The organism is Natrinema sp. DC36, assembly GCF_020405225.1.
Taxonomy (GTDB): domain Archaea; phylum Halobacteriota; class Halobacteria; order Halobacteriales; family Natrialbaceae; genus Natrinema.
The window spans coordinates 509,917-532,007 of sequence record NZ_CP084472.1 but is presented as its reverse complement, the minus strand read 5'-3'; the positions used below and the strand labels follow the sequence as shown (position 1 = coordinate 532,007).

Annotated in this window: 25 protein-coding genes; 14 read left to right on the top strand and 11 right to left on the bottom strand. The window is 65.2% G+C overall.

Translation table 11 applies throughout. The features are described from left to right. Window positions 1-52: 52 nt before the first annotated feature. Window positions 53-379 carry a hypothetical protein gene (locus LDH74_RS02780; RefSeq protein ID WP_226041112.1) on the top strand — a complete coding sequence of 109 codons (327 nt, stop codon included), beginning with the start codon at window positions 53-55 and terminating at the stop codon, window positions 377-379. Window positions 380-463: 84 nt separating this feature from the next. Here LDH74_RS02780 and LDH74_RS02775 read toward each other — a convergent pair whose 3' ends face one another. Continuing rightward, window positions 464-763 (bottom strand): hypothetical protein, encoded by a 300-nt coding sequence (locus tag LDH74_RS02775; RefSeq protein ID WP_226041111.1) that lies wholly within the window; start codon window positions 761-763, stop codon window positions 464-466. Between the two features lie 108 nt (window positions 764-871). Here LDH74_RS02775 and LDH74_RS02770 point away from each other — a divergent pair, with 108 nt between their 5' ends. Both LDH74_RS02770 and LDH74_RS02765 read left to right on the top strand, forming a co-directional pair. Further along, window positions 872-1,777, top strand: a complete 906-nt coding sequence (locus LDH74_RS02770) for a DUF3267 domain-containing protein (RefSeq protein WP_226041110.1) — start codon at window positions 872-874, stop codon at window positions 1,775-1,777. A 61-nt stretch (window positions 1,778-1,838) separates the two neighbouring features. Next, entirely contained in the window at window positions 1,839-2,126 is a 288-nt protein-coding gene (locus LDH74_RS02765) for a PadR family transcriptional regulator (protein WP_226041109.1), read from the top strand. 699 nt (window positions 2,127-2,825) lie between these two features. Here the strand turns inward: LDH74_RS02765 and LDH74_RS02760 are convergent. After that, window positions 2,826-3,971, bottom strand: coding sequence for an acyl-CoA dehydrogenase (locus tag LDH74_RS02760; protein ID WP_226041108.1), 1,146 nt, complete (start codon window positions 3,969-3,971; stop codon window positions 2,826-2,828). A 123-nt stretch (window positions 3,972-4,094) separates the two neighbouring features. Continuing rightward, window positions 4,095-5,153, bottom strand: a complete 1,059-nt coding sequence (locus LDH74_RS02755; protein WP_226041107.1) for a complex I subunit 1 family protein — start codon at window positions 5,151-5,153, stop codon at window positions 4,095-4,097. Between the two features lie 84 nt (window positions 5,154-5,237). Between LDH74_RS02755 and LDH74_RS02750 the strand changes: the two genes are divergently transcribed. Further along, entirely contained in the window at window positions 5,238-5,888 is a 651-nt protein-coding gene (locus LDH74_RS02750; protein ID WP_226041106.1) for a helix-turn-helix domain-containing protein, read from the top strand. A gap of 42 nt (window positions 5,889-5,930) precedes the next feature. Here the strand turns inward: LDH74_RS02750 and LDH74_RS02745 are convergent, their stop codons facing one another. Beyond that, window positions 5,931-6,572 (bottom strand): SDR family oxidoreductase, encoded by a 642-nt coding sequence (locus LDH74_RS02745; RefSeq protein ID WP_226041105.1) that lies wholly within the window; start codon window positions 6,570-6,572, stop codon window positions 5,931-5,933. Window positions 6,573-6,735: 163 nt separating this feature from the next. Between LDH74_RS02745 and LDH74_RS02740 the strand changes: the two genes are divergently transcribed. Together LDH74_RS02740 and LDH74_RS02735 are read left to right on the top strand one after the other, a co-directional pair. Continuing rightward, window positions 6,736-7,782: a phytoene/squalene synthase family protein gene (locus LDH74_RS02740; RefSeq protein ID WP_226041104.1), complete on the top strand. Its 1,047-nt coding sequence runs from the start codon at window positions 6,736-6,738 to the stop codon at window positions 7,780-7,782. Window positions 7,783-7,855: 73 nt separating this feature from the next. Next, the gene (locus tag LDH74_RS02735) at window positions 7,856-8,275 is read left to right on the top strand and encodes a thiol-disulfide oxidoreductase DCC family protein (protein ID WP_226041103.1); all 420 of its coding nucleotides are present in this window, start codon (window positions 7,856-7,858) and stop codon (window positions 8,273-8,275) included. Between the two features lie 27 nt (window positions 8,276-8,302). Here LDH74_RS02735 and LDH74_RS02730 read toward each other — a convergent pair whose 3' ends face one another. Both LDH74_RS02730 and LDH74_RS02725 read right to left on the bottom strand, forming a co-directional pair. Next, window positions 8,303-9,610, bottom strand: a complete 1,308-nt coding sequence (locus tag LDH74_RS02730; RefSeq protein WP_226041102.1) for a hypothetical protein — start codon at window positions 9,608-9,610, stop codon at window positions 8,303-8,305. A 160-nt stretch (window positions 9,611-9,770) separates the two neighbouring features. Then, window positions 9,771-10,625: a 3-hydroxyacyl-CoA dehydrogenase NAD-binding domain-containing protein gene (locus tag LDH74_RS02725; protein ID WP_226041101.1), complete on the bottom strand. Its 855-nt coding sequence runs from the start codon at window positions 10,623-10,625 to the stop codon at window positions 9,771-9,773. Window positions 10,626-10,814: 189 nt separating this feature from the next. Between LDH74_RS02725 and LDH74_RS02720 the strand changes: the two genes are divergently transcribed. From LDH74_RS02720 to LDH74_RS02710, 3 genes are all read left to right on the top strand, one after another. Further along, complete coding sequence (locus LDH74_RS02720) at window positions 10,815-11,522, top strand: hypothetical protein (protein ID WP_226042496.1); 708 nt, start codon at window positions 10,815-10,817, stop codon at window positions 11,520-11,522. 144 nt (window positions 11,523-11,666) lie between these two features. Next, window positions 11,667-12,461, top strand: coding sequence for an aldolase (locus LDH74_RS02715; protein ID WP_098724164.1), 795 nt, complete (start codon window positions 11,667-11,669; stop codon window positions 12,459-12,461). Further along, window positions 12,462-13,331, top strand: a complete 870-nt coding sequence (locus tag LDH74_RS02710) for a class 1 fructose-bisphosphatase (RefSeq protein WP_226041100.1) — start codon at window positions 12,462-12,464, stop codon at window positions 13,329-13,331. Window positions 13,332-13,359: 28 nt separating this feature from the next. Here the strand turns inward: LDH74_RS02710 and LDH74_RS02705 are convergent, their stop codons facing one another. After that, window positions 13,360-13,620, bottom strand: a complete 261-nt coding sequence (locus tag LDH74_RS02705) for a hypothetical protein (protein ID WP_226041099.1) — start codon at window positions 13,618-13,620, stop codon at window positions 13,360-13,362. 44 nt (window positions 13,621-13,664) lie between these two features. Next, window positions 13,665-14,837 carry a hypothetical protein gene (locus tag LDH74_RS02700; protein WP_226041098.1) on the bottom strand — a complete coding sequence of 391 codons (1,173 nt, stop codon included), beginning with the start codon at window positions 14,835-14,837 and terminating at the stop codon, window positions 13,665-13,667. Between the two features lie 467 nt (window positions 14,838-15,304). Here LDH74_RS02700 and LDH74_RS02695 point away from each other — a divergent pair, with 467 nt between their 5' ends. The 4 genes from LDH74_RS02695 (at window position 15,305) to LDH74_RS02680 (ending at window position 19,588) form a co-directional block, all read left to right on the top strand. Then, window positions 15,305-17,194 (top strand): acyl-CoA carboxylase subunit beta, encoded by a 1,890-nt coding sequence (locus LDH74_RS02695; protein WP_226041097.1) that lies wholly within the window; start codon window positions 15,305-15,307, stop codon window positions 17,192-17,194. Window positions 17,195-17,329: 135 nt separating this feature from the next. Further along, window positions 17,330-17,722, top strand: coding sequence for a DoxX family protein (locus LDH74_RS02690; RefSeq protein ID WP_226041096.1), 393 nt, complete (start codon window positions 17,330-17,332; stop codon window positions 17,720-17,722). 306 nt (window positions 17,723-18,028) lie between these two features. Further along, the gene (locus LDH74_RS02685; RefSeq protein WP_226041095.1) at window positions 18,029-18,379 is read left to right on the top strand and encodes a DUF5658 family protein; all 351 of its coding nucleotides are present in this window, start codon (window positions 18,029-18,031) and stop codon (window positions 18,377-18,379) included. Window positions 18,380-18,487: 108 nt separating this feature from the next. Further along, window positions 18,488-19,588, top strand: a complete 1,101-nt coding sequence (locus LDH74_RS02680; protein ID WP_226041094.1) for a plastocyanin — start codon at window positions 18,488-18,490, stop codon at window positions 19,586-19,588. Between the two features lie 84 nt (window positions 19,589-19,672). Here the strand turns inward: LDH74_RS02680 and LDH74_RS02675 are convergent, their stop codons facing one another. From LDH74_RS02675 to LDH74_RS02665, 3 genes are read right to left on the bottom strand one after another with little or no spacing between them, the layout of a single operon-like run. Then, window positions 19,673-20,308 carry a PH domain-containing protein gene (locus tag LDH74_RS02675; protein WP_226041093.1) on the bottom strand — a complete coding sequence of 212 codons (636 nt, stop codon included), beginning with the start codon at window positions 20,306-20,308 and terminating at the stop codon, window positions 19,673-19,675. Beyond that, window positions 20,286-20,954: a PH domain-containing protein gene (locus tag LDH74_RS02670; RefSeq protein ID WP_226041092.1), complete on the bottom strand. Its 669-nt coding sequence runs from the start codon at window positions 20,952-20,954 to the stop codon at window positions 20,286-20,288. Before LDH74_RS02670 ends, LDH74_RS02675 begins: the two co-directional genes overlap by 23 nt. Continuing rightward, entirely contained in the window at window positions 20,951-21,436 is a 486-nt protein-coding gene (locus LDH74_RS02665) for a MaoC family dehydratase (RefSeq protein WP_226041091.1), read from the bottom strand. Before LDH74_RS02665 ends, LDH74_RS02670 begins: the two co-directional genes overlap by 4 nt. Window positions 21,437-21,668: 232 nt before the next feature. On the opposite strand from LDH74_RS02665, the gene LDH74_RS02660 reads away from it, so the two are divergent. Further along, the gene (locus LDH74_RS02660; RefSeq protein ID WP_226041090.1) at window positions 21,669-22,055 is read left to right on the top strand and encodes a hypothetical protein; all 387 of its coding nucleotides are present in this window, start codon (window positions 21,669-21,671) and stop codon (window positions 22,053-22,055) included. Window positions 22,056-22,091 lie beyond the last annotated feature (36 nt).

Below are 22,091 nucleotides of genomic sequence, written 5' to 3'. Positions count from 1 at the left end.
TCGCGCTCGAGCCGACCAAAAAACAATCCGGGTCGCGGTCGTAGCGGTTACCGTGCCCGGCGAACCGCGCGGTTACGCGCCTACGGATGACAGCCCCGCCACGACGACCGTCACTACCGGGGAGTCCACGACCACCGACCGTGACGACGAGCCGCCGGCCCGCTGTCCCTACTGTGACCGACCGTTTCGGCGAGCGCGCTACGAGTCGCTCCACCGCGGTCTCGAGCACCCCGACCGACTCTCGGAGCGCGAACGCGCGACCGTCGAGCGGGCCGTCCGCGAGGAACGCGCGGAGACGCGACGCTTTCGGTTGTACGCGCTCGGCGTCCTGGTCCTGTTGTACTTCGGACTGTTGATCGTCGCCGCGTTCGTCGTCTGATACGGTCTGCTGTAACGATTTTACGGAGCAACCGCAGGACGGTTCGCGGTTGCTCTGGAAATGACTGACAGCAGTCCGTATGAGTTACATCCCCATATCGTCGGCCGCGTCCGGAACCGGGAGGTCGCGTGGTGAGACGCCGAGCAACTCACCGGCGTGATCGAGGGCCATATCGAACCCGTAGTAGCGCTCGAGTTCGTCGCCCTCGGCCGTCGGTCGGACTTTCAACATCGCGTACCCTTCGCGGTTCTGGGCGATCGCAGCCGTGGGGCCGGCCCCACCACCGTCGGCCCTCACGCGCTCGAACGAGAGGATGCGTTCCGTCTCGGTTTCGTCGTAGGTGGCCCTGATGCCGTCGGCCTCGGCCGTCCGATCGTCGGTCATGCCGATACCTCGCGGGGCGACCACCGGGAAGCTGTCGGTTCCGGTCGGCAACCCGCGGGGGCAGCGGACATCGACACCGATTTTTCAATCGACTTCGAGGTCCGTCTCGTGAGCCGATCGGAATCCGCCTCGGTCCCGCGTCCGCTCGCGACGTTTCGACTCACGCGAGCGGTCGCGCTGCAGTGGCTCGTCGTCTCCGCGGTCGGGTTTTTCTGCTTTGCGTACGGCTTCGGACACGTCCTCGCGTGGATTCGCGGAACGTCGCTCGAGCCGATCGTGATCGCGCCATCTTCGCCGCCGACGGTGGTCGGTGCGGTCGCCGTCTCCGTCGGGCTGCTCGTCTGCGTGGTCGTCCCCCACGAACTGCTCCACGGCGTGTTCATGGCTCGCTACGGCGACGATCCGAACTACGGCATCGGTTTCTCGTACTTCGTGTTGCCGTACGCCTACGCCGAAACGAGCGGCGCGAACTACACCCGGAACCAGTTGCTCGTCGCCCTGCTCGCGCCGTTCGCGGTGATCACGACCCTCGGACTCGCCGCGATGATCGTCGTTCCGTCACCCCTGTTGATCGTGCCGCTGGCGGCGAACGCCGCCGGCTCGATCGGCGACCTGTGGATGGCCGCCGTTCTCTGTCAGTACCCCGCGGACGTCCGCGTTGGTGACCCGCCCGGCGGCGTGCAGGGGTTCGGAATCTACGGAGCGAACGATCGCTCCGTCAGCCGACTTTCGGGCACGCCGCTTCTCGCACGATTTCTGACCGGGAGCGTCGGAACCCTCGCCGCAATCGTGATCTACGCGCTGGTCGCCGTCCTCCTTTCGCTCGCGGTCGGCTCCGGCGACGTCGTCCTCGGCGATCCGGAGGGAGGCTGGCTGCTCTTCCGTCACGACCGCCACCCTGACGGCACCGCGCTCCTCGAGATCGGTGACCGAGCGCTGCTCGCCGCGGCCGCGTTCGGCGGGATCGCGTGGACGCTCGTCGCGACCGTCCGCCAGTCCCTCGAGCGCGACTGAGCCGGAGTGCGACCGGGAGAAAACCGTAACGCTCGAGCGTCTCACGGACGCACCTCGAGACATGAGCAAGTGGCTCCGGAGCGGTCGCCGTCGGGACATCTGTTTCCTGCTCGCGGCGGCCGAGGAAGGCGAGCGACGCGGCCAAGAGCTGAAATCGCGCCTCGAGTCCCACTACGACGACCGACTCGATCCGAAATCGTTCTACGGCTCGCTGTCGGCGCTGGTCGAGGCGGGCTTCGTCGAGAAACGAACCGAGGGGCTGCACGATGTCTACGCGCTGACCGAGGGCGGCGAACGGCGGACGCGGGAGCACGGCGAGTGGGTTCGGGAGTGTCTCGAGGAACAGTAGCTCAGTCCCGTTATTTTGGGGATATCGATCTGTGTGATCGATGCGGATTGTGTACGCTTTGTAGAGTGTCGGCTCAAAAGAACTACTATGTAGAGGTGGCTCTTACTGCGTGAGATGAATGAAGACTCAGGCAACCGCTCGTATCGAAGACTTCGGCCGTCGGCGGTTTAGTTGCCGGTCTTCTCCATGCGGGTGTCGCTATTTTTCTCTGGAATTATTTCTTTGATGATCTACAGGGGGTTCTGCTGTCGAATTATTTCACGGGGTCGTATCTGATTGTGGGAGTGTTCGCTCTCGGATTCGTCCCGGTGATGCTCTACACGAGTCGGAAGACTATTTCGCCTCTTCTAATCGTCTCTATACTACTGATCGTCTCAGTATTCGATTCGTGGCGGGTGCATCCGATAGGTGCCCCGCGTGGCACGCCGTCAGGTTTCGGTGTGTACATCTTGCTTTGGGTCGGTGTGCTTGCTCTTGCGTGTCTGGCGAGCGGTTTCGAACTCAAACTCAGATAATAAGGCACAGGGTGAGTACGGTCAGTTCAGTTACTGATTGGTTCTATGCGACCGTTCTCGTTTCGCTTAATCCGTCCGTGCACCGACCGAATTCGACGATTCAGTTCCAGGAACGCGCTCCGAAGGAAGAACGAGTATTACGAACAACTGGTAATGCGAGGAGTACCGAGTCGACGGTCGACCGCTATTCCTCGAGCAACTGATCGCCGATCGTGTTCCGCAGCACCTCGCTGGTGCCCTCGTAGATCTCGTTGAGCTTGGCGTCGCGGTAGAACCGCTGGGCGGCGAAGTCCTTGGTGTAGCCGTAGCCGCCGTGGATCTGGATACCTTCGTTCGCCACCTCGCGGCTCACTTCGGAGGCGTAGAGCTTCGCCTGCGAGGCGTCCTTGATGTAGTCCTCGCCGCGGATCTTCTTGTCCGCGGCCTTGTGCATCAGCATCTTGGCGGCCTGAATCTTCGTGTCCATGTCCGCCAGCTTGTGTTTGATCGACTGGAACTCGCCGATGGGCTGGCCGAACTGCTCGCGCTCGTTGGCGTAGTCGCGGGCCTCCTCGAAGGCCGCGCGGGCGATGCCGACGCCGCGAGCGGCGATCGTGATCCGGCCGCCGTTCAGGGTCTTCAGCGCGTGGACGAAGCCCTCGCCCTCCTCGCCGAGCCGGCGCGATTCCGGGATCCGAAGGTCGTCGAATCGGAGCTCTGCGGTCGGACAGCCCTTGTCGCCGAGCTTGTCCTCCGTCCCCTCGACGATGAAGCCGTCGTCCTCCTCGGGCCGAACGATGAAAGAGGAGATCCCCTTGTTGCCCGCCTCCGGATCCGTTTTCGCGAACAGGGTGACCGTATCGGCCACGGAGCCGTTCGAGATCCAGAGCTTGCCGCCGTTGACGACGTACTCGTCGCCCTCTTTCTCTGCGGTGGTGTCCATCGCGGGGACGTCGCTCCCCGCACCAGCCTCCGAGAGCGCGAACGCGCCGATGTCCTCGCCAGCGGCCAGCGGCGTCAGGTACTCTTCTTTCTGGGAGTCGTCACCGAACTCGTAGAGCATGTTGCCCGCCAGCGACGTGTGGGCCGCGACGATCGTGCCGAGGCCGCCCGAGCCGCGGGCGATCTCCTCGAGGCCGATCGCGTAGGAGTGGTAGTCGAGTCCGGCACCGCCGTACTCCTCGGGGAAGGGCATCCCCATCAGCCCGAGTTCGCCCATCTCGCTCACGAGATCGGCGGGGAACTCGTCTTCGTGGTCGATCTCGTCGGCGACGGGGACGACCTCCTCGTCGACGAACTCCGAGACCATCTCCCGAATTTGTTGCTGCTCGGCCGAGAGCGCAAAGTCCATATCTCGGAATTCGGGACCTCGCTCCTTTATAGTTCGCTCTTCCGATAGCGAAATCACCCGATTCAGACAGCGGGGCCACCGGACGGCCGAACGAACGCTCGTCGAAGCGCCATCTCGACCGGCTCACGCGGCCAGCAGACCGACGATGACCGCGGTGATGAGCAGGTTGGCGAAGGAGAGTACGAGCAGTCCCTTCCAGCCGATCTCGATCAGCTGGTCGATCCGAACCCGCGGCAGTGCGGAGCGCGCCCACTGCGTGAACAGGAACACGGCCCAGATTTTGACGAGGAACCAGACGAAGCCGGGTAGGAACGGGCCAGCCGATCCGCCGAGGAAGACCGTCGCGACGATCGCCCCGCCCAGGAAGACGTGAACGAACTCGCCCATGTAGACGAGCACGAAGTAGACCGAGGAGTACTCCGTCTGGTAGCCGGCGACGATTTCGGTCGGCGCCTCCGGCGTGTCGAAGGGGTTGCGGCCCACTTCCGCGAGGTTCGCGGTCAGGAACAACGCGAAGGCGAAGGGGTTGACGATCGCGTACCACGACGGGACGGACAGCCCGCCGATCTCGAGAAGCGTCGTCCGCTGGGCGGCGACGATCTCGCTCGTCTGCAGCGAGCCCGCGAAGAGAACGACCGACGCGGCGGTCACGAGCAGCGGGATCTCGTAGGCGAGATTCTGTGCGACCGCTCGCAGTCCGCCGAGCAGCGAATACTTGTTGTTCGACGCGTAGCCACACATCGTGAGTCCGATCGTGGCGAGGGACGCGACCGCGAAGACGTAGACGAGTCCCGTCTCGGGGTCAGCGAGCTGCACGTCGACGCCGAAAATCGATCCCATCGGTACGACCGCGAACCCGACGACGGCCGAGAACACGACGAGGACTGGACCGAGGTCGTACGCGGGACGGTCGACGCCGTCCGGAACGATCAGCTCCTTACTGAGCAGCCGGACGACGTCGGCGACGATAATGAGCACCCCGAACGGGCCGATTCGGTTCGGGGCGATCCGGTCGGTGAACGCGGCCGTCACTTTGCGCTTCGCCCAGACGACGACCGCTGCACAGCCCAGCGGGACCGATGCGACGAGAACAGCGGCTGCAACCGCGGCGACGGTCTGCTCGAGGACGGTCGGCGAGCCGCCGAATATCGCTCGAGCGACCGCCTCGGGAAGGAGCGTCATGTGCGACGGTTCGAACTGTTCCCGAACGTCGATTCTGCGAGACATATTCGGACTTTTATATCAAGCAAGACCGAACGCCGAGCCATGCGGTATCTCCGCCTGACCGTTCGACCGACGGACCGCGAAATCCACCCGGTGCATACGGCCATGACGGAGCGAGCGTTCGTCGACCGCGTGCAGATGCTCCACTGGAACATCGTAGACATCGACATCCCCGCCATCCTGTTCTATATCGTCGGCGACGCCGAACGGCTCGCGGACGCGCTCGAGTCGATCCCCGAGATCGAGACGTTCTCCATCACGCGTATCGACGACCGTCGACTGTACTGTTACACGCAGGGACGGACGACCGAAATCGAGCGAACGCTGTACGACGCGTTCACTCGCGACGGGCTCGTCGTCCTTCCGCCGTTGACGTACGGGGACGACGGCGGGGTCCGCTTCGAAGTAGTCGGCGAGTCCGACGCGCTCAGAACTGCGCTGGCGTGCGTTCCCGACGGAGTCGACGTCGCGGTCGAACGCGTCGGGGAGTACGACGCGCCGCGTGAAACCGTCGACGCCGCCCTCACCTCGCGACAGCGCGAGGCGGTCCGCACCGCGCTGGCGGCGGGCTACTACGAGACGCCGCGTCGGGCGACGATCGAGGACGTAGCGACGGATCTGGGATGTGCGAGGAGTACCGCGGCTGAGCACCTCCAGAAGGCGGAGTCGCGCATCATACGGACGGTCCTGTAACCGCCACGCCGGTCGATTCGGCGAGCCGGATCGGTCAGTCGCTCAACTCGAGCCGATCGTCTCGAGCGCGGCCTCGATCGACTCGTCACCGGACAATATTTCGAACGTCTCGCCGGAGAGGGGCCCGAAGTCGAGCGCGGCCACCAGCGTTCGGGCGACGTCTTCGCGAGGGATATCACCGTCACCCAGCTCGAGCCCTTCCCCCGCTCGAATTTCGCCGGTTCCGGGGTCGGTGGTCAGCTCGCCCGGCCGAACGATCGTGTAGTCGAGGCCGCTGTTTCGAAGGTACTCGTCGGCCTCGGCCTTGGCGATCAAATAGTCCCGAAGCGCCTCGGGCCCCGATTCCGGGTCGTCGGCACCCATCGAACTGAGCATGACGAATCGGTCGATGCCCGCCTCGCTCGCCGCGTCGATCAGATTGATCGCGCCGTCGCGGTCGACGCCGTAGACGTCCTCGCCGCCGGAGCCGGCCGCGAAGATGATGGCGTCACAGCCCTCGACAGCGTGGTCGACATCCTCGGTCAGGTCCGCCACGACCGGCTCGCCGCCCAGTTCCGCCATCTCGTCGGTCTGGGACTCGTCGCGGACCATCGCTCGAGCGGTGCGATCGCTCTCGCCGAGTAGTTCCGTCACGTGCTGTCCGACCTGCCCGTGCGCGCCGGCGATGAGTACGGATTCGGTCACGACCCCGGCTTCGCGTCGCTCCGTGATACCGGTTTTGTCGGGAGTCGCCGGGTCGAAGTGGATCGCGTCCGCAGTCGATAGCTCCTTCGTTTGGCCACCGATCGGAAGAGTACGCCGCGACCGCGGCGTTTTTCCCCGATGGTCACGAAACTAACTCGAGTAGATGACTACGGGCCAGCCCGAATCCCCAACTGACGCCGACCTCGAGTGGTGTTATGACGCGGTTCACGGCGTTTCGCGGACCTTCTCGATTACGATCGACCGGCTCGAGGAGCCGATGTCGAGACACATCTGTGTCGGCTATCTTCTCTGTCGAATTGCCGATACGATCGAGGATGCGGGCCATATTCCGCCGGACGCACAGACCGAACTGCTCGCGACGTACGATCGACTGCTCGATCCGAACGCGGACCGCTCCGTTTCGGCGTTCATGGACGACGTCGAGCCGTGGATTCCCGAGGAGCGAACCGACGACTGGGAAGTCGTCGCCGAGACGCCCCGCGTCCTGCGGACGTTCGAATCGTTCGAAGAGGAGCCTCGCGAAATCATGCGCGAACCGGTCCGCGAACTCGTCGACGGAATGGCGATGTTCACCGATCGCTACGCGAGCGAGGGCGGATTGCGCCTCCAGACGATCGAGGAACTCGAGGAATACTGCTGGTACGCCGCCGGCACCGTCGGCACCCTGATTACCGGGCTGGTCGCTCGCGGCACCTCGCAGGAACGGGCCGATGAGATGCGGGGGAACGCGCGCTCGTTCGCGCTCCTCCTCCAGCTGGTCAACATCGCGAAGGACGTCGAGTCCGATTACCACGACGAGAACAACGTTTATCTCCCCGCCGAGTGGCTCGCGGCGGAGGACGTCGATATCGAATCGGTAACCGACGAGGACCACCACAGCGGCGTCACGAACGTCATCAAGCGGGTGACGAGCCGCGCCGAACGCTACCTCGACGACGCCCATCGCTATCTCGAGGTCGTGCCCGAACACCACGGCAACCGGCTCTCTGCGTGGGCGATCCCCTACCTGCTCGCGGTCGGGACCCTCCGCGAACTGCGCGAACGCCCGGAGGACGTCGTTCGCGAGGGCGACGTGAAGGTGTCTCGAGCGGAGGTGTACGCGCTCCTTCAGCAGTTCGAGAACGGCGTCTCCCAATCGCGACTGGACGAGCTTCGCGCCAAGATGGCCGAGCAGCCGCTCCACCAGTAGTAGCGACCGATGAGACGCGAGCGGCCGAGGACCGACATGTTGACTTCGGACCAGTTCTAACGATCGAATGACAATGAGTTCGGATATCCCGGACGGGCCGATCGTTCTCTTCGACGGCGTCTGCAACCTCTGTAACGGGTTCGTCCAGTTCATCCTGCCCCGGGATACCGACGGAACGTTTCACTTCGCCTCGCTCCAGTCCGATATCGGCACGGAGTTGCTCGCCGAACACGGGCTGCCGACCGACGAACTCGAGTCGATCGTGCTGATCGAGGGCGACGACTGTTACGTGAAGTCGTCCGCAGTCATTCGCATCGCGCGGCTCCTCGGCGGCGTCTACGCGCTTCTCGGACCGACTCGATTCCTGCCGCGCCGGCTCCGGGACTGGGCCTACGACTTCGTCGCTGCGCGCCGCTATCGCTGGTTCGGCAAAAAGGACCAGTGTGCCATGCCGCCGGCGGACGTGGACGTGAACGCTCGGTTTCTCGAGTGAGACGGGGATGAGTCTCCGATTTGCGGTTCAATCGGTATCGATAGCCAGCCGTCGACCGAGCAGCGCGAGCGGGTAGCCGAACACGGCGACGCTGGCGACCCACGGGAGCAACAAGAGGCCGTAGACGGCCGGCCCGTATCCGAAGACGGAAACGGGAGCGACGGCCGCGATCGCGGCGATCGGCGTGAGTGCGGCAACTGCAACGAGCGCGATCGCCGTCCGCCCGCGTTCGGCGGCGTGACCGATCGGGAGACAGAGCGCGGTCGCCAGGCCGAACAGCGCGGGAAACGCGTACACCGGCGGCCCGGCGAGCAGGAGGGAGACCCCTGCGGCGGCGACCGTCGCGAGCACCGACAGACCGACGAGCCCGCGAGTCTCGAGCCGATCGCCGAACCGACGTGCCGCGATTCCCAGTAGCGCGTAGCCGACCCCGAGGGAAGCCAGCGCGACGGCTCCGGGCGCGAAGCCGGCACCGATCGTGACCGCGCCGATGACGAGGAAACCGACCGCCCCGATCGACCCGACGGCGACGATCAGCCGCTCGAGCGTCGTCGCATCGAAGTCGGTAACTCCCCACTCGATGCGACCGATCGCGATTCCCACGATTCCGATCAGCAGTCCGGGAACGAGCCCGCCGCTGACGCCGTGAGAGAGCGCCGTCGGGCCGACATCGAGGCCGATCGTCGCGTAGCCGCTCGCCGTTCCGAGGACGCCACCGCTGCCGTACGTGACGCGCGTCTGCTCGCCGAAGTCGCCGCTCGCGCCGCGTTCGTTTCCGTTCGTCCACGTCGCAGCGTTGCCGTCGATCTCGGCGCCGGGGATTCGGTTCGTGATCTCGGTCCCGTGGGGCGCGTGGATCGTCATCCGGTCGGCCGCCAGCTGGTAGCGCGTCGGCGACGTGCCGGTCGCGAAGTAGTCGACGATCCAGTGTTCGCCGACGCCGCGTCTGGCCACGTCATCGACCGCGTAGTTCACGACGACGGTCTCGTCGTCGAGCCGCGATTCCACGGCCCGGACGTCGCCGTCGGCGACGTGCGAACGCGCCCAGGCGTCGTCGACCGCGGCCTCGAGGGCGGTCGCGTTGCTCCGGTAGCGCTCGGCGGCCGATGCGTTGACCGGGACTCGAGCCACCCACTGGGAATCGCCGGCCTCGTCGACGTACACGTCGAGCGTTCCGTGCCCCGTCGCACCCGCGATTTTGGCATCGTTCGCGACGCCGGGCCCGCAGACGCCACAGAGCTGCGATGGTGGGGGTGCGCCGGCGACGGCGGTGACGCCGGCCACGCCGACGAAGCTACAGCAGAGGGCGATGACGGCGAGGCGAGCGAGGCGCATCGATTCGACGGACGCGTGTCAACTGCAAATACGTTATGACGGTTTGAAACGAACTGGCGATACCTGCGGACTCTCTGCCGGACGATACGGCTCCGGACCGACGATACCGCCGGACGATACGATGCCTGATCGACGACACCGCGGGACGACTGCGGTTCGGTCAGTCGTACTCGTAGAACCCCGTCCCCGTCTTCTTGCCGAGGTCACCCGCCTCGACCTTCCGCTTGAGGAGGTAGGCGGGTTTGTAGCGGTCGCCCAACTCACCGTGGAGCGTTTCGGTGGCGTGGAGGCAGACGTCCAGCCCGATGTGATCCGCGAGGGTGAGCGGCCCCATCGGGACGTTCGTTCCGAGTTCCATCCCCGCGTCGATATCCTCCTTCGTCGCGACGCCCTCGTCGTAGGCCCGGATCCCCTCGTTGATCCACGGCATCAGAATCCGGTTGGTGACGAAGCCCGGTTTGTCGTCGGACTCCCAGGTCGTCTTCTCGAGGTCCTCGGCGATCTCGTGGGCCAGCGCGGTCGCCGCCTCGGTCGTCTTCTCGCCGACCACGACCTCGACGCCCTCCATGATCGGGACGGGGTTCATGAAGTGCAGGCCGATCACGCGCTCGGGGTGCTCGAGGTCGGCCGCGATCGAGGTGATCGAGATCGTGCTCGTGTTCGTCGCCAGCAAAACGTCCTCGTCACAGACCCGCTCGAGATCGGCGAAAATCTCTCGCTTGACGTCTAACTCCTCGAGCGCGGCTTCGACCACGAGATCGCACTCCGCGAGGTCCTCGAGGAGCGTCGTCCCCTCGATCCGATCACGGATCGTCTGGGGATCCGCCTCGAGATCGCCCCGGTTTGCGAGTCGTCCGAGGCTGTCGTCGATGGTGTCGAAGCCGTTCGCGACGAACTCCGATTCGATGTCGCGCATCACCACGTCGTAGTCGTGCGTGGCTGCGACCTGTGCGATACCGCTGCCCATCGTGCCCGCGCCGACGACGCCGATCCGGTCGATCCGTTCGCGAACCATACGGACGCTTCCGCCGTCGGAGCCGTAAGCGTGCCGGTGAAAGGCGCGTTGCGCCGTGGAGAACTCGTCCGGACAGAACGAACGAGTTTTCGGGTTGACAACCGAGGATAAGTTTCAAGACGCGAGAGTGTGAGCTACGGATAACCGGTGAATCGCGTGAACAAGGAAAACGTCGCCAACGACGCGGGAATGGGGACAACGAGTGAGAACACGACCGACGAGACCGGCGTCGTCGATATCGGTATCACCGTCGACGTCAGCGGCGACGATTCGAGTATCGATGGCGACGACGACGCCATCGAACTCGAGTTCGACGAGGGAATGGGAGACGAGACGGCCGAGTCGGCCGAAGCGGCCCCCGAGCCCGGGACGGTACCCGATTCCGCGCTCGAGCCCGCCGAACGCGAGGCCCTCGAAGCCGTCGATATCGACCCCGACGCGGTCGCGGCGAAGGAGTACTCCTATCGCCTGTTACTGGACGAGGGGGTAGACGAATCGGTTGCAGATTCCCTCCGACGGCGATTCTCGCTGCCGTGGTCGTTCGAGTCCGACGGTGACCTCGAGCGGCGCTCGACGGAAGTACGCGGGCTCGGCGACGCCGAGCGCGAGTGGATTGCCGTCAGCGGTGACGAGGACTGGCAAGCCTTCGAGTACGACCACACGGAGCCGATCTCGGTCGGACGGGAGCGACCGTCGGAGCGTCCGTATCCGGCGCCGACGCCGATCACGGCGGTGGCGGGGGTCGGCCCCGACGACGCCGACGTGCTGGCCGAGGCCGGCGTCCGCTCGGCGGAACGACTGGCGACGGTGAACGCGATGACGGTCGCACGCCTCCTGGATCTGAACGTGTTGCACGTCCGAACGTGGCGTCACAACGCGCGCGAACTGCTCAAGTAAACCGTTTCGGCTGTATCGTCGAAACGAACTGCACGCTTTTGACACGACCACTGGTCGAATACCAGTCTAATTACTACTTTTGTACGTAATTTCTATAACCCGGATCATCAGAGATTTATAGCGGTCTGTTGGACCCTCTAACAGATGATTCCGATCGACGACTCTCCGATCGTTCGCGACGGCAAGTCACTGATTCTGGCGATGGACCACGGGCTCGAGCACGGACCCGTCGACTTCGAGGCGGTCCCGGAGAAACTCGATCCGTCGACGGTCTTCGAGACGGCGACGCACGACGCCGTCACGTCGATCGCCGTTCAGAAGGGGATCGCGGAGGGCTACTACCCGAGCTACGAGGACGACGTCAACCTCCTCGTGAAACTCAACGGGACCTCGAACATGTGGATGGGCGAGCCCGACTCGGCGATTAACTGCTCGGTCGACTACGCGGCCGAGATCGGTGCCGACGCCGTCGGCTTTACGGTGTACAGCGGCTCGAACCACGAAGTCGAGATGTACGAGGAGTTCCGCCGGGTCCAGGAGAAGGCCCGCGAGTACGACCTCCCCGTCGTCATGTGGTCCTATCCGCGCGGACAGGGGCTCAAGAACGACACCAAGCCGAGCACGATCTCCTACGCCACGCGCATCGCCCTCGAGGTCGGCGCAGACATCGCGAAGGTCAAGTACCCCGGCAGCGCGGACGCGATGGAACACGCCTGCAAGGCCGCGGGCGACATGAAGGTCGTCATGAGCGGCGGCTCGAAGACCTCCGACTACGACTTCTGCTCGACCGTCGAGTCCGCCGTCACCGCCGGCGCGAGCGGGCTCGCCGTCGGCCGCAACGTCTGGCAGCGCGAGAACCCGACGCGGATCCTCGACGCGCTCGAGGAGGTCATCTACGAGGAGGCGACCGCCGACGCCGCCCTCGAGGCCACCGAATAGATGACGGTGTCAGACCCGGTCGTCGAGGATGTCGTGGCCACGATCAGCCGCTCGGCGACCGAAATCCGGCAGGGACTGATCGGCCGCCGCGGGACGGTCGACGAGGAGAACCCCAGCGGCGAGACCCAGGCCGAGGCCGACGTCTGGGCCGACGAGTTGCTGGGCGATCGGCTCGCCGCAATCGACGGTGTCGGCCAGTACGCCAGCGAGGAACGAGCCGAAGTCGTCGACTGCGGTTCGGATCCGGCTGCGAGCGACGCGTACGCGGTCGCGGTGGACCCACTCGACGGCTCCTCGAACCTCAAATCGAACAACACGATGGGAACGATCTTCGGCGTCTACGACGCCGCGCTTCCGGCTCGCGGTGACACGCTCGTCGCCGCCGGCTTCGTCCTCTACGGGCCGATCACGACGATGGTGATCGCGACCGACGACATCGTCACCGAGTACGAACTCTCCGGCGGCGAGCGGACGATCGTCGACCGCGACCTCGCCTTGCCCGATGAGCCAGTCGTCTACGGCTTCGGCGGCCGGGTCCCCGACTGGCCCGACGACTTCCGGGAGTACGCCCGCGAGATCGAATCGGAGCTCAAACTCCGCTACGGCGGCGCGCTAATTGGCGACGTTAATCAGGTGCTCACCTACGGCGGCACCTTCGGCTATCCGGGCCTCGAGTCCCGGCCGGAGGGCAAGCTTCGGCTGCAGTTCGAGGGGAATCCGATCGGCTACGTCGTCGAGCGGGCCGGCGGGCGCTCCTCGAACGGTGCGCAGTCGCTACTGTCCGTCGAACCCGACGACCTCCACGACCGGACGCCGGTTCACATCGGCAACGGGGAGCTGATCGACCGGCTCGAGGACGCGCTCGCGTAGCCGGCGAGCGGAGCGGGGGCGTCACAACTCACTTCGACTCGCCTCGATTTTCGCCTTCCCCGTCGATCCAGGCCGCGGTGAGGGCGACGTAGAGGCCGACTCCGCCGAGCAGGAGGCCGTAAAACGCCCAGCGGGGCCACCCGTTCTCGAGGAACCACAGCGTCAGGAACAGGACCCACAGCGAGACGGCGAGCAGGTCCACGAGAATGCGTAGGGCACCGCTCGTGACGGCGTTGAGGCCCCGTCGAGCGCGTCCGGTTCTCGAGGTGCGAGGGGTATCGTTACTCATGCTGCGTCGGTCGGTCGTATCGGCGCGGTGCGGTTCGTCGGCGATCAGAAGTGGTAGCCATGTTGTTCGGTCAGTCGATAGGCCCCGACACCCCAGACGTAGCTCTGTCCGGGCCACCAGGTGCGGGCGTTGTTGAAGCCCGCAATGAGGACGTCGTCGTCCTCGCCCTCCGGGTCGCGGTGATAGCTCACGGAGCCGCTGTCGCCGTCGGTCAGGTCCATCTCGCCGCCCCAGCGGATCTGTCCGCGGCGACAGAACTCGTCGGTGAAACAGGTCACCGCGTCGACCCCCTGGATCTTCCCCGTCGTGTGGCCGGACAGCGCGCCGACTTTCTCGAGTTCCGCGTCCTGGGCGACGAGATCGGCGAGGCCGAACTTGGTAAACTGGCCCCGAACTCGGGGTTGTCTCGGCGTCTCGATCCGGCTGGTGGGCTCGACTCGGCCGGTCGGCTCGACGGCGGCGACGTCCTCGGCGGGATGGTAGCGTGCGACGGTGCCCAGTTCGATGGCGTCTCGCTCCTCGCGAGGAAGGTGGAGTGTGCCGTCGGTTGTGTCGTGGTCGTCCATGAACGCGTGTTCGGCCGTCACGAAAAACTGGCGCTGCCCGTCGGGGTGATACAGCGCCGGCCCGAGCGTCGCCATGCTTGAGGGGGTTTCGCAGGCGACGCCGCTCGGGACTCCGCCGTCCAAGATGGAATCGGCGAATCGCGGTTCGCGGTGCTCCGGACCGTTCTGAATTTCGTCGACGTCGATGATCGTTTCGGCCTTGATATCGATTCCCTCGGCGAGTTCGCCGACCATCTCGGAGACGGAGTGGCCGTCGCCCGAGACGCCGACGGAGACGGTGGCGGTCCCGCTTTCGTGGTCGCCGGGAACGACTGCGCTGCCGAGATAGCCGGTAAAGGCGATCCGGGCCAGCCGTTGATTCAGTTCGAAGGCGGACTCGACGGCGGCGTACCACTCCGCGGGGACCGTCCGGGTTCGTTCCCGTATCGACCACGGGTCGTCGGGGTCCTCCCTGACGAGGGCCGTGACCACGGGCACCTCGCCGTCGTCCGCCGCGAGGAAGTCGTCGACGCCGAGCCACGTGGCCATTCCGAGGGCGTACCCGCCGCTGACGAGGGTCCGAAGGAACGAACGCCTGTCCATTCCGCGATTGATTCGGTCTCGAACCGTTGCGAGTCGCTGGGCTGACTGCTCGGTGTGCGCCTCAGACATATCGCGATACTGATCCTCGCTACTGTCCCGTTCCGCCACTGCAATCCGTCGAACGGACCGACCGCAGGCGTCGCGGATCGGAATCGGTAACCGTCGGAATACACGTCGAAATCGAGCAAAGGGATTCTGCCTGCAGGTGCCGCCGCCGGAACTGCCGCCGCCGTCGGCGACGGCAGCCGGATATAATGGCTGCACGACTAAACGCGAGCGTTCGTGACACGCGGCCGATCAGTACTGTCCGTCTCCGTGTTGGTGACCGCGGAGACGCGACGCACTCTCGATCGGTTCGCGCCGCGACCGCGAGTCTCCTCCTCATCCGCTCGCGGCGACCTCCGGATCGGTGGCGATCGACCCGGCGCGAACCGCTCTCTCCTCCGACTGTGTCGTCAGCGTTCCCGAGCTGATCGGCCCGCAACTCGACCCGCCGCGGCGAAAACGGTATCCCGCCGCCCGACACAGGTGGGAGCATGCGAGTTCGTATCGCGGCTGGTGCCGACGACGACGAGGCGGTGGCGATCGCCACCGCTCTCGCCGAGTACCTCGACGAATCGGTCTCGGTGTACGTCGGCGACGAACCGGAGCCCACGGCGGTCCACGACTTCGAGGAAGACGCGGTCGCCCCGACCGACGGCGGTCCGACCGCGTGGAACGACGAGCGTGATCGACCCGACGCCGATCGCGGTGACGCCGATCTCGGGCCGACCGAACGCGAGGAGCGGTTGTGGGACGAGATCGACGATATCCTCGAGGGGGGTCCCGAGAAGTACAGGGACCAGCTCCCCGAGCAGGGAAAGCTGTTCGTCCGCGACCGGCTCGAGCTGTGGTTCTCCGGCGAGGACAGCGAGATACGATTCGAGGACGGCAAATTCGCGGCGTTCGACGACTGGCATCCCAGCGGTGCGGGGACCGACGATGTCGGGGATGATGAGAGCGGGGACAGCGATGGCGGGGAGGGACCCGACGCTGGCGGGGACAGCGATGACGGAGCCGCTGCTGACGGCGACCGATTGCCGGCGGACGGGCTCATCACGGCCGCGGCGACGTTCGAGGGCCGGGACGTCCACGTCATGGCTAACGACTACACCGTCAAACGGGGCAGCATGGCCGCCAAGGGCGTCGAGAAGTTCCTCCGGATGCAACAGCGCGCGCTCAAGACGGGCAATCCGGTGTTCTACCTGATGGACTCCTCGGGCGGCCGGATCGATCAGCAGACCGGCTTCTTCGCGAACCGAGAGGGGATCGGGAAGTACTACTACAATCACTCGATGCTCTCCGGCCGGGTGCCCCAGATCTGCGTGCTCTACGGCCCCTCTATCGCCGGTGCGGCCTACACGCCGGTCTTCGCGGACTTCACGATCATGGTCGAGGGGATGTCCGCGATGGCGATCGCCTCCCCGCGAATGGTGCGGATGGTCACCGGCGAGGAGATCGACCTGCAGGAACTCGGCGGCCCGCAGGTCCACATGCGGGAGTCGGGCTCGGCGGACCTGATCGCGAGGGACGAGGAACACGCGCGCGAACTGGTGGCCCAACTGATCACCTACTTGCCGGACAACGCGGACGAGAAACCGCCGAAACGGGAGCCGACGCCCCCGGCGAAGTCTCCCGCTGGAATCGACGCGATCGTTCCCCAGCAGCCGAACAAAGGATACGACATGACCGACGTCATCGACCGGTTGGTCGATGAAGGGTCGTACTTCGAATTACGGCCCGATTACGGCCCGGAGATCATCACGGCCTACGCCCGGATCGACGGCCGTCCGGTCGGTATCGTCGCCAATCAGCCCGCCCACCGCGCCGGCGCTATCTTCCCCGACGCGGCCGAGAAGGCCGCGGAGTTCGTCTGGAAGTCGGACGCGTTCAATATCCCCTTACTCTACCTCTGTGATACCCCCGGCTTCATGGCCGGCTCACAGGTCGAGAAGGACGGCATTCTCGAGCAGGGAAAGAAGCTGATCTACGCGACCTCGTCGGCGACGGTCCCCAAACAGACCGTCGTCGTCCGCAAGGCCTACGGCGCGGGAATTTACGCGATGGGCGGCCCGGCCTACGATCCCGAGAGCGTCATCGGCCTCCCGTCGGGCGAGATCGCCATCATGGGTCCCGAAGCGGCGGTCAACGCGGTCTATGCACGCAAACTGGCCGAAATCGACGACCCCGAGGAGCGCGAGCGGACGGAGGAACGGCTCCGCGAGGAGTACCGCGAGGACATCGACGTCCATCGGATGGCCAGCGAGGTCGTTATCGACGAACTCGTCCCGCCGAGCACGCTGCGCGAGGAACTGGCCGCTCGCTTCGATTTCTACGCCGACGTCGAGAAGTCCCTGCCGGACAAGAAACACGGGACGATTCTCTGAGCCGGCGATCGGTTCGATCCCGACGGATTTGACCCTCGGCTCAAGGGCACCGCCGGTCGCGTCGGGTGACCGAGATCACGGCAACTGCGTCGAGAAAGCCAGCAATTATCCCTCTTCTCTCCCTGTGATCCACCGATGTCTGACTCGGACGCTGCCGACGATAGTGTACCGTCACGATTGGGCCGCTTCCTCTTCGGGAGCGCGCTGGTCGCCCTCGCGGTTCGCAATCTCACGAACCTCGAGGGTCGGGTCGCCTACGCGGACGCGAAGGGCGTTCCGGCCGCGAATTCGCTCGTCCCGGCGGCGAGCGGGCTCCTGCTCGGCGGGGGCATCGGAATCGGTCTCTGGCGGCTTCCGAAGCTGTCTGCCGGAAGTGTGATCGCGTTCTTCGCGGGAGTCACGCCCGTCATGCACGATTTCTGGAACGTCGACTCCGAGTCGCGCGGTGAAGAACTCACGTCCTTCCTGCAGAACCTCGCACTACTCGGCGCTGCGGTCGCCTTCTTCAAGCGCGCACGCGAGAACTGACGAATCGCTCGAAACGGTTCCGTTGACGAATCGTTCCAAACGGTATCCGTTCGCTTCTCGCGTCGGACGGCGATTCACGGTGTCGGGTAGGCCGTGATTGACACGGATACCGTCCAGTGAACCGCTCGTCCATCAGTTTGTACTCGCTCGCGGCCCCGCTCTCTCTCTCTCTCGAGGTCGACCGACAGTTACGACGCCTTACCGATGGCGGTTGCCGGCCTATGACTGACATAACAATACATCGAACGCTGGAACTGGAGCGTACTCCCAGCGGCACGGCTCCGGTTCGACTCCGGGAGGGAGGCTATGAGTTCCGAGGGCGCGTTCTTTCGCCGCCGCCTGCCCGGCGACGTCACGCCGGTCGACCTCGAGCGACTGTGCTGGGCGCTCGTCGCGCTTGCCCTGATCGCGGACGTCGTGACGACCTTTGTCGGCCTCCATCTCGGACTGTCCGAGTCGAACCCGGCCGCCCGCGGAGCGATCGAAGGCTACGGCCTGGCCGGGATGCTCACGCTGAAGGCGTTTGCGATCGGCGTCGGCCTCGTCTGTCGCCCGCTCCTCGAACAGGCGTACCGTCCGATCGTCCCGGCGGGGCTCGCGGTGCCGTGGCTGGTCGCCGCGATGGTGAACCTGTACATGATTTCGATCGTTCTCTGATCGCTCGACCACCGGTGAAGAGCGGCCGGCGGCTGCGACGCGGACGAACCGCGCTCGTTCGTTCCACGCGTCTCCGAGTTTATACGGGATACCGGCAGAAGTGACGCTATGGCTCGCTCTCGAACGTCGACTCGACGACAGTGGCTCCGTCGCGGGACGTCACTCGGCCTCGTCGGTCTGGCAGGCTGTCTGAATCCGTTCGCTGACTCGACGGGAATCGAATTTCCACCCGGGCTGACCTCCGACGGCGTCGACGACCCCGACGCGCTTCTCGAGGCGCACGGAGAGGCCGTGACAGCGACGTCTTTTACCGGCGAATACGACCGTCAACTCTCCGTGGACGTCCCGGAGGTCGACGACTCCAGAGAGTCACCGGTGACGATGGATGCGTTCGATATCCGAGCCGAACCGAGCGCAGAACGCGTCGTGCGATCACGGCGCGGCGGCGGCCCCACCCCCTCGCTGGAGCGGGTGATCTACATCGACGGCGACTATCGAGCGACCGATCATCCGGGTCCCCTCACGCAGGGCTCGGCCGAGAGCCTCATCGAGGACTCGCTCGAGCCGATCGGTGACTGGCTGCTCGAGGCCGTCGCTGAATACCGTGGAACGCGATCGAACGAGACGGGCCCCCTTCACGAGTACCGTCTCTCGGGGATCGATTCCGAGCGGATCCCGCGAGAGTTTCCGGACGGCGAGACCGACGGTGACGGACTCGTTCTCGTCGACGAGAAGGGGCGCATCCATCGATATCGGACGACACAGAGCGGGCAAAACGATGAGATCGCGATGGAACTCGGGATCGAGTTCGAATTCGGTCGGTTCGGAGAGACGACCGTCGAAGAACCCGCGGGGGTCGAAGCGGTCGGGCCGGACGGCTATCAGGTGATCGAGCCGGGAACGCGGATCGAACTCGAGGCACAGACCACCGACTGGGTCGGCATCGCGCCGTCGAAAATCGAAGGGTTCGAGAACCCGCCGTTCGCACTCGAGGCGGGAGAATCCTACGAAATCGGGTGGGCTGCGGGAGACGGCGGAACACACAATCTCGAGATCGTGGATGCAGACGGTACTGTCGTCGGCGATCTCGCAACTAAGCGGATCCACGGGCGAGACGGCGAACGGTGGTTCGAATTCACTGCGACCGAAGAGATGGCAGCGTACAGCTGCGGGCCGGACGGTACGACGGGAACGATCGCGGTTTACTAACCCAAATCGGACGGATCGATGCCGTCGGCACACTGTCGCCCGTTCGTGGCTGTGGACGGCCGGTCGGCTGCCGATCCCTCGTGATCACGAACTCCGCTCTGCGACGCGTCGCCACTCCTGTACCTCCTCGAGGATCGCGTCCCACTGCTCGGGCCGACCCGGAATCTCGCCGCCCGTCAGGCGCTCTCGTTCGGCCTCGAGTCGCTCGCGAATCCGCGCCGGCTCCTCGACGTTCCAGAAGGCGAGTTCCGAGCCGCTGGCCGTCTCGATCGTGACGGTGCCGTAGCCGACGAGCCGGCCGATCGGGTCCTGTTCGACGGTCGTGTTCTGGATCCGCTCGAGGGAGACGGTTCGAACCCGGATCCCGAGAACGCCGTGGCGGGTCGCGGCCACCGAATTCGTGACGACGAACGCCGTCCGCGAGACGCGGGCGTACTGCCACAGCGCCGGCGCGACGATGATCGGAATCCCGACGGCTACGAGGGCCGGGAGCACCTCGGTGACGACTGCGGCCAGCACCGCCAGCGTTCCGACGAGTGCGAACGCCGCCCACGGCAGGACGGTCTGGATTCGCGGGCTACCGTGCCAGCGGATCCGCTCGCCGTCCGCGGACTCGAGCGGGAGCCAGTCCGGGACCGCCGTCGGATCGCCGGAAGCGGCCGTCGCGTCGGACGACTCCACCGACTCCGCCGCCGAATCAGACGGATTCGTCCGTGTCATACTCGTTTCTCCGTCGATCGTCTTTCCGATCGGCCGTTCGATCGTCGCTCCGGCCGGCCGTTCCATCGTTACTCCGGTCGGCGTCACCACCGTTCGCTCGAACGGATCGGTCGTCCCCGACGGCCTCCCGAATCGCTCGCAGTTCGGTGAGGATCGCCGCGAGCGTGTCCTCGCTCGAGTGGCCGTCCGCGGGCTCGCCGCGGTTGCGGTCGACCCGTTCGCTGATAGTTCGTTGGACGGCTTTCGGGTCCGGCACGGATTTGAAGGCCATTTCGACGCCCGAGCCACCGGCAGTGCTGACCTCGACGTTCCCGTAGCCGAAGTGGGCTCCGAGGGCGCTCTGGCTGTAGGAGATGTCCTGTACCTTCTCGTGTTCGATCCGCTTGACGTCTCGGGAGAGCACGCCGGTCTTCGCGTACAGCGCGCGGTTCGTCACGACGTAGTGGGTGTTGGTCACGCGGAGGTACTCGCTCGCGATGATGACGATCCCGATCAGGACGATCGCGAGCGGGATTCCGATCGCAAACGCCGGGATGAGGGTTCGGCGGTCCGGACCGCCGGCCCAGACGATTTCTTCGTCGCCGTCCAGCGAGAGCCACTCGAGGTCGGCGGGGTCGACGCCGTCGGTTTCGATTCCGGCGCTCATCGTGCGTCCTCCCCGTCGTCGGCCGCGCGCTCGCGTTTCAGCGAGAGCACGGTCCGGTCGAACTCGCAGACGAGGGGTTCGTCCGGATCGTTCGTTTTGAACGCCTCGACGTGCATCGTGACGATCCCGCGCTCGCCGTCGCTGGTCTCGCGCTTGTCGGTGACCGTCGACTCGGCGCGGATCGTATCGCCGTGAAAGACCGGGTTCGGGTGTTCAACGTTATCGTATGAGAGGTTCGCGACGATCGTTCCGTCGGTCGTCTCCGGAATCGAGACGCCCACGGCCAGGCTCATCGTGTAGAGGCCGTTGACCAGCCGCTCGCCGAACTCGGTGTCGGCCGCGAACTCCCCGTCGAGGTGGAGGGGCTGCTGGTTCATCGTCATATCGCAAAAGCGCTGGTTGTCGCTCTCGGAGATCGTCCGCCGGCGATCGTGGGCGATGGTCTCGCCGACGGCGAACTCCTCGTAGTACAGTCCCGTCATAGGTCCGGAGTCACACAGTACCTACAAAAGCGTGGTGTCGGGCTCGAGCGATGTGCGGCTAAACACGATCCGTTCGGCGCTCGAGTGGTCCGCGGAGTCGAACGTGTGTAAATTCGAACATTTGTGGTTCCTGCAAACGTACGCAGTTCCGTTTCTCCGACATCTGAGCGACCGGTTTGGAATTATCTTATTTTCACACAAGACTAATGTTATTTACGGATCAGTATCCAGTATGGTCTCTCGAGAGCTGTCCGCCCAGATCGGCACAATTTCCGTCGCGTTCCTCGTATTGCTCGTCGCCGCGTACTTCGATGTGGGAGTCGGGACGGGACCGGCTGCGGTCGCGGTGGCCCTGCTTTTCAACGGTCTTGTTTTCGGCGGTGCACACCTCTATCTCGCCCTTCGAGGCGACGACGGGATGATTCCGGTCGAGGCACGATGGCGCTATGTGGCGATGCTCGGCGGGCTACTCGGTGGCGGAGTGCTCGTCTACGGCGGCGACCGAACGATCGCGGCCGTTACACTCAATACGATCGGAATCGCGGTTATGGCGCTTGCCGTCAGTAGTTATCTCGTCACCGAAACGATCGCCAGCTACCGCGACACCCGCGCGGAGTAAGCGAGGAGGAGGCTGTATCCGCGCCAGTTCTCGAGC

Excerpts from the sequence above, each read along its gene's own strand:
- LDH74_RS02775 (WP_226041111.1), bottom strand. The coding sequence starts at position 763 with ATGACCGACGATCGGACGGCCGAGGCCGACGGCATCAGGGCCACCTAC.
- LDH74_RS02765 (WP_226041109.1), top strand. The coding sequence starts at position 1,839 with ATGAGCAAGTGGCTCCGGAGCGGTCGCCGTCGGGACATCTGTTTCCTG.
- LDH74_RS02760 (WP_226041108.1), bottom strand. The coding sequence starts at position 3,971 with ATGGACTTTGCGCTCTCGGCCGAGCAGCAACAAATTCGGGAGATGGTC.
- LDH74_RS02755 (WP_226041107.1), bottom strand. The coding sequence starts at position 5,153 with ATGACGCTCCTTCCCGAGGCGGTCGCTCGAGCGATATTCGGCGGCTCG.
- LDH74_RS02750 (WP_226041106.1), top strand. The coding sequence starts at position 5,238 with ATGCGGTATCTCCGCCTGACCGTTCGACCGACGGACCGCGAAATCCAC.
- LDH74_RS02740 (WP_226041104.1), top strand. The coding sequence starts at position 6,736 with ATGACTACGGGCCAGCCCGAATCCCCAACTGACGCCGACCTCGAGTGG.
- LDH74_RS02735 (WP_226041103.1), top strand. The coding sequence starts at position 7,856 with ATGAGTTCGGATATCCCGGACGGGCCGATCGTTCTCTTCGACGGCGTC.
- LDH74_RS02730 (WP_226041102.1), bottom strand. The coding sequence starts at position 9,610 with ATGCGCCTCGCTCGCCTCGCCGTCATCGCCCTCTGCTGTAGCTTCGTC.
- LDH74_RS02725 (WP_226041101.1), bottom strand. The coding sequence starts at position 10,625 with ATGGTTCGCGAACGGATCGACCGGATCGGCGTCGTCGGCGCGGGCACG.
- LDH74_RS02720 (WP_226042496.1), top strand. The coding sequence starts at position 10,815 with ATGGGGACAACGAGTGAGAACACGACCGACGAGACCGGCGTCGTCGAT.
- LDH74_RS02715 (WP_098724164.1), top strand. The coding sequence starts at position 11,667 with ATGATTCCGATCGACGACTCTCCGATCGTTCGCGACGGCAAGTCACTG.
- LDH74_RS02710 (WP_226041100.1), top strand. The coding sequence starts at position 12,462 with ATGACGGTGTCAGACCCGGTCGTCGAGGATGTCGTGGCCACGATCAGC.
- LDH74_RS02705 (WP_226041099.1), bottom strand. The coding sequence starts at position 13,620 with ATGAGTAACGATACCCCTCGCACCTCGAGAACCGGACGCGCTCGACGG.
- LDH74_RS02700 (WP_226041098.1), bottom strand. The coding sequence starts at position 14,837 with ATGTCTGAGGCGCACACCGAGCAGTCAGCCCAGCGACTCGCAACGGTT.
- LDH74_RS02695 (WP_226041097.1), top strand. The coding sequence starts at position 15,305 with ATGCGAGTTCGTATCGCGGCTGGTGCCGACGACGACGAGGCGGTGGCG.
- LDH74_RS02690 (WP_226041096.1), top strand. The coding sequence starts at position 17,330 with ATGTCTGACTCGGACGCTGCCGACGATAGTGTACCGTCACGATTGGGC.
- LDH74_RS02685 (WP_226041095.1), top strand. The coding sequence starts at position 18,029 with ATGAGTTCCGAGGGCGCGTTCTTTCGCCGCCGCCTGCCCGGCGACGTC.
- LDH74_RS02680 (WP_226041094.1), top strand. The coding sequence starts at position 18,488 with ATGGCTCGCTCTCGAACGTCGACTCGACGACAGTGGCTCCGTCGCGGG.
- LDH74_RS02675 (WP_226041093.1), bottom strand. The coding sequence starts at position 20,308 with ATGACACGGACGAATCCGTCTGATTCGGCGGCGGAGTCGGTGGAGTCG.
- LDH74_RS02670 (WP_226041092.1), bottom strand. The coding sequence starts at position 20,954 with ATGAGCGCCGGAATCGAAACCGACGGCGTCGACCCCGCCGACCTCGAG.
- LDH74_RS02665 (WP_226041091.1), bottom strand. The coding sequence starts at position 21,436 with ATGACGGGACTGTACTACGAGGAGTTCGCCGTCGGCGAGACCATCGCC.
- LDH74_RS02660 (WP_226041090.1), top strand. The coding sequence starts at position 21,669 with ATGGTCTCTCGAGAGCTGTCCGCCCAGATCGGCACAATTTCCGTCGCG.